At 64.0% G+C, this 5,743-nt stretch carries 3 protein-coding genes and 1 pseudogene; 3 read left to right on the plus strand and 1 reads right to left on the minus strand.

Translation table 11 applies throughout. The features are described from left to right. A pseudogene (locus tag AC2VOG_RS13335) lies at positions 1-578 on the plus strand (hypothetical protein); the annotation flags it as partial. Here the strand turns inward: AC2VOG_RS13335 and AC2VOG_RS13340 are convergent. Next, a complete protein-coding gene (locus tag AC2VOG_RS13340; protein WP_486940373.1) occupies positions 575-2,083 on the minus strand; it encodes an MFS transporter in 1,509 nt (502 codons plus the stop codon). The pseudogene AC2VOG_RS13335 and the gene AC2VOG_RS13340 overlap by 4 nt on opposite strands. Before the next feature lie 413 nt (positions 2,084-2,496). Between AC2VOG_RS13340 and AC2VOG_RS13345 the strand changes: the two genes are divergently transcribed. Together AC2VOG_RS13345 and AC2VOG_RS13350 are read left to right on the plus strand one after the other, a co-directional pair. Continuing rightward, on the plus strand, positions 2,497-2,916 hold the full coding sequence (locus tag AC2VOG_RS13345) for an MmpS family transport accessory protein (protein WP_486940375.1): 420 nt from the start codon (positions 2,497-2,499) through the stop codon (positions 2,914-2,916). Next, positions 2,913-5,743 (plus strand): MMPL/RND family transporter (locus AC2VOG_RS13350; protein ID WP_486940374.1); only part of this gene is annotated, 2,831 nt, incomplete at its 3' end. The genes AC2VOG_RS13345 and AC2VOG_RS13350, both read left to right, overlap by 4 nt.

Below are 5,743 nucleotides of genomic sequence, written 5' to 3' on the forward strand. Positions count from 1 at the left end.
CCAAGCTCGGGGAGTACATGGGACACCGACACGACGGCGCGGTCACCGTTCAACTCGTGATGAGCGATCGCGCCGAGGGTGACACGCGTGCGGTCGCCGTGTCACTGGCCCGGGTGCACGTCGATCCGACGCGAGTCACGGCCGACCTGAGCGATGCCCGCGCCGACATCAAGCAGGCGCTGACGACGCTGCGGGAAACGCCCCATGAGTCATCGGCGCTCGAGGCGTTGACCCCGTTCACGCCGAAGTGGACGTGGCGCAAGGCGGTCGCCAACGCGTTTGCCGACCCGGATCACCCGGTGGTGTGTTCCAACCTCGGCGACGTCGGCAAGGTGGTGAACCGACTCGACGGCACCGAGGCCGAGTACGCGTTCGCGAGGGGGACACGGCAACGCGTCACCCGACGGTGGCTCGAGCGAATCGGCGGGCAGATGCAGCTGCTGTCTTTTCGGATTCCCGGTCGGGTCGTCATCCACGTCCTGGCCTACCAGCCGGGCGCGCAGAATTCCAAGCCCGCCTTGCGCGAGCGCGCTGCCCGCGCGCTGGCGGAGTTCGGTCTGACCGGCCAGATCGACTAGAGATCCGCCGCGCCGACGGCTTGCTTGACCTTCTGGGCATGCGCCACCTGCTGCGCGGTGTAGCCGATGAGCAACGCCACCCCGCAGAGCGCAATGACCACGCCGGCCAGGCACAGCAGGCCATGGGTGTAGCCGTGGTCCAGCGCCTGCAGCTGGGCGGGGTTCATGGTCTTCACCGGCCCGCTGGTGCCGCCGAGGTGCAGTGTGCGCGACGTGATCGCGACTTGGATGGCGACCAGGACCAGCGGCCCGCCGATGTTCTGCAGCATCACCGCGATCGCCGACGCGGGCCCGATGCGGTCGGCACCGACGCTGGCGAACAGCGACAGCGCCAACGGGACACTGATCACGCCGAGACCGATAGCGCCGACGACGATAGGCACCACCAGGTTCGGGAAGTACGGGATGCTGCTGTCCAGCGTCGAGCAGTACAGCGTGGCGCCCAACAGCACGACGCCGCCGGCGACCACCATCGTCCGCGGCGGAAATCGCGTCACCAGCCGCGACGACGCGGCTGTTCCGATCGCCATCGCGATGGCGAACGGAATGAAGCCGACGGCTGCGCGCAGCGGGCTGTAACCCATGATGCTTTGCACATACATGGCCAGCAGCACGGTCATGGCGAAGCCGATCCCGCGGACCAGGAACATCGCCGCGAAGGTGGCGACCCGATTGCGGTCGAGGAACAGGCCGAGCGGCACGATCGGGTTCTCGGCCGTCCGCTCCACGACGACAAATGCCGCGAACGCGGCCACGGCTACCAGGCCCGGGCCGATCGTCGTGGCCGACAGCCATCCCCTCTCCGGCCCCATCGACAAGCCGAAAACCGTTGCACCACAGATCAATGTCGCCAGCACCGCCCCGGCAGCATCGAGCTTCGTCCGCTCTTTGCAGGTTTCGGCCAGCTTGGTGCGGGCCAGGTAGATCACCAGCAGCCCGATCGGCACGTTGACCAGGAACGCCAGCCGCCACGACACCCCGGTGAGCGCGCCACCCACCACCAGGCCCAGCACCGCGCCGATAGCGCCCGTCGCGCCGAAGACCGCGGTCGCGACATTGCGGGTCGGCCCCTTCGGGAACGTGGTCGCCACCAGCGCCATGCAGGTCGGCACCACGATCGCGGCGGCGGCGCCGTGCAGCAGCCTGGCCGCGACGAGGGCGGCCCCGTCCCACGCGATGCCGCAGACCGCCGAGGCGAAAGTGAACAGGGCAACCCCGACGAGCAACGTGCGTTTGCGGCCGATGGTGTCGCCGAGCCGGCCACCCAGCAGGATCAGGCCGCCGAACGTCAGCCCGTACGCGGTGATCACCCAGCTACGCCCGGCGTCCGAGAGGCCCAGCTCGTTCTGGATCTTGGGAAGCGCAAAGACGGCGACAGGACCGTCCATCGCCGCCATCAGCTGCATGCCGCCGATCGTCGTCATCACGGTGAGGAACTGGCGAGTGGGAAAGCGCCCGCTGGCCTCGGGCGGCGTGGTCGATTCGACGCGCGTCGGGGTCGCCATAGCGGGTCACCCTATAGTACTCGTGCCTAGTAGTGTCCTCGAAAGTTCGGATGTGCAAGCCGGAAGTGCCGCTGATTTGTCCGAAAGACTGGATTCACCGTGACGAGTTTGAGTATGGTTTGGACCTGTTCGACTCATGTTGAACTGAGCGGTCTGCAGAACCGATGAGCATCGATCCGTCGACGGTCAATCCCGATTGCGTCGACAGGTGGAAGGTTGGCGCGGTGGTCGAACCCGGTATACGCGACGTCGACGTTGCGGAAGCCTGGTCCGGCGGCGCGACCGAGGACTCGCCCGAACTGTCCCAGCTGTCGGGCGGTGGAGACTCTCGTGCGCAACCCGTTGGTCAAGATCCACTCCCGCCTCGCGCACCTCGACCGAATCGTCGACGGCGTATCACGCTCTTTCGGGCGATACGGAAGGTCTGGATTCCGTTGCTGATCGTGATCGTGATCGGCGCCGGCGGATTGACCGTGTCACGCCTGCACGGCATCTTCGGAACCGAGAAGCGGCCACCGTATGCCGATAGCCAAATCGGCGCCGCCAAGCCGTTCGACCCCAAGCACCTGACATACGAGGTTTTCGGACCGCCGGGCACCGTCGCGCGGGTCAGCTACTTCGACGAAAACGCCGACCCGAAACGCATCGATGAGGCGCATCTGCCGTGGTCGCTGACGTTCGCGATGACCGAGGCAACCGCCGTGGGCAGCGTGGTGGCGCAAGGCGACAGCGACGACATCGGGTGTCGCATCGTGGTCGACGGCGTGGTCAAGGCCGAGAAGATCACCCATGAAACGAACGCGTTCACGTTCTGCGCACTGAAGGCCTCATGAGCAACCATCAACTGCACGACAGTCGACCGCGGGTGGCGCAGACGATTCGCCGGCTGTCGGTGCCGATCGTGTTGGCGTGGTTGGCGATCACCGTTTTGGTGAGCATCGGCGTCCCCTCTCTGGAGCAGGTCGAGCGGGAGCGCGCGGTGTCGCTGGTGCCCAGCGATGCGCCGTCGTTTGCGGCAGCGGATCACATGGTCAAAGACTTCGGCGAAGCCAATTCCGAGACCGCGGTGATGGTCGTGCTGGAGGGCCAGCAACCCCTCGGCGATGCCGTTCACCGGTTCTACAACCGGTTGATCACTCAATTCGAGGACGACCCGAAGCACGTGCAACACGTGCACAACTTCTGGGGTGACCCACTGACCGCGGGCGCGGCGCAAAGCGCTGATGGCAAGGCCGCGTACGTCCAGTTGGATCTGGTCGGTCACCTGGGCGCGGCCATGGCAAATGATTCGGCGGAGGCCGTCCGGGCCATCGTGGCGCGAACACCTGCGCCGCCGGGGGTCACGGCATACGTCACGGGCGGGGCGGCGATCGCTTCGGATATGGGCCGCAGCGGCGAGCGCACGGTCCTTTTGGTGACCGCGGTGAGCCTCGCGGTGATTTTCGTCATGCTGCTCTTCGTCTACCGTTCGGTCGTCACTGTCCTGCTGCTCTTGTCGATGGTGTGGATCGAGCTACAAGTAGCTCGCGGAATCATCGCGTTCCTCGGATATCACCAGCTCATCGGCCTGTCCACGTACGTGGTCAATCTGCTGGTGTCGATCGTGATAGCGGCCGGGACCGACTACGCGATATTTTTCACCGGGCGGTACCAAGAAGCGCGCCAGGCCGGCGAGGATCGGGAAACGGCGTACTACACCACGTACCGCGGCGTCTCGCGCGTCGTCCTGGCGTCAGGCGTGACGATCGCAGGGGCGCTTTTCTGCCTCCGCTTTACCCGGCTGCCGTATTTTCAGCCGCTGGGCGTGCCGTGCGCGGTGGGAATACTGGTGGCGGTCGCGGTGGCCCTGACGTTGACTCCGGCGGTTATCGCGCTCGGCAGTCGCTTCGGGGTTTTCGACCGTAAACGGGCGATCGATTTCCGCGGCTGGCGGCGGATCGGGACGGCGATCGTCCGCTGGCCCGGCGCGATCTTGGCCGTGACAGTGGCGGTCGCCCTTATCGGGCTGTCGACGCTGCCCGGATATAAACCCGGATATAGCGACCAGAAATATATCCCACAAAATATTCCGGCCAACCTGGGATATGCCGCCGCATCCCGGCATTTTCCGTCCGCTCGGATGATGTCGCCGGAGATTCTCTTGGTCGAGGCCAACCACGACCTGCGAAATTCGGCAGATTTTCTGGTTTTGGAGAAACTGGCGAAGGCCGTCTTCGGCGTTCAAGGTGTTGCCAATGTCCAGTCCATAACTCGGCCCACCGGCGCCCCGCTCCCGCATGCCAGCATTCCCTTCATGCTGAGCATGCAGCAGGCCGCCATGCTGCAGAATATGGCATTCCAAAAAGACCGCATGAAGGACATGCTCAAGCAGGCTGACGAGCTCGGCGAAACGATCGGGATCATGCAGCGGATGTACGCGCTGATGCAGGATCTCGCGAGCACGACCCATCACATGGTCGGCGAGACGCATGACATGGAGAAGATCACCTTCGAACTGCGTGACCATATTGCCGACTTCGAAGATACTTGGCGCCCGATCCGCAGCTATTTCTACTGGGAAAAACACTGCATCAATATTCCGATCTGCTATTCGCTCAGGTCCATCTTCGATTCAATCGACGGAGTCGACGACATCAGCGACAAGCTGCATGATCTGATCGCCGACCTCGACAAAATCGACGTGCTCATGCCGCAGTTGCTCGCGCAGTTCCCGGAGATGATCCAGATCATGCAGGGCATGCGGACCATGTTGCTGACGATGCACAGCAGCATGTCCGGCATCTTCGGCGAGATGGACGAATCGAGCAACGATCCGACGGCCATGGGAAAGGCATTCGACGCCGCCAAAAACGACGACTCCTTTTACGTGCCGCCGGAAGCCTTCAAGAACCCAGATTTCAAGCGCGTCCTGAAAATCTTCCTGTCGCCGGACGGCAAAGCCGTCCGCATGATCATTACCCAAAGCGGCGATCCCGCGACATCTGAAGGCATTTCCCGGGTCGAGCCCATAAAGACCGCGGCCGAGGAGGCGCTCAAAGGCACCCCGCTCGAAGACGCGAAAATCTATCTCACCGGCACCGCCGCAATGCTGAAGGACATGGTCGACGGTTCCAAATGGGACCTCGTGATCGCCGGCGTCGCGGCGCTCTGCCTGATTTTCACGGTCATGTTGATCATGACGAGAAGTTCGGTTGCCGCCCTGGTCATCGTGGGCACTGTCGCGTTGTCGTTGGGCTCGTCGTTCGGTCTCGCGGTTCTGGTATGGCAGTACCTGCTCGGCATACAACTGCATTTTGCGGTGCTCGCGATGTCGGTGATCGTCCTGTTGGCAGTGGGATCAGACTACAACTTGTTGCTGGTTTCCCGGATGAAAGAAGAACTGGGCGCCGGCATCAACACCGGCATCATTCGTGCAATGGCCGGCACCGGCAAGGTCGTCACCAACGCGGGCCTGGTATTTGCCTTCACCATGGCGTCGATGGCGGTCAGCGACCTGGTCACGGTTGCCCAACTGGGCACCACCATCGGCCTCGGTCTGTTGTTCGACACGTTGGTCGTGCGGGCGTTCATGACCCCGTCGATAGCCGCGCTGCTGGGCCGCTGGTTCTGGTGGCCGCAACTGGTACGCCCGCGGCCCGCCAGTAGCATGCTGCGGTCAGT

Source organism: Mycobacterium sp. TH-M11 (assembly GCF_057473725.1).

Coding starts and splice junctions, on each gene's coding strand:
- AC2VOG_RS13340 (WP_486940373.1), bottom strand. CDS start 2,083: ATGGCGACCCCGACGCGCGTCGAATCGACCACGCCGCCCGAGGCCAGC.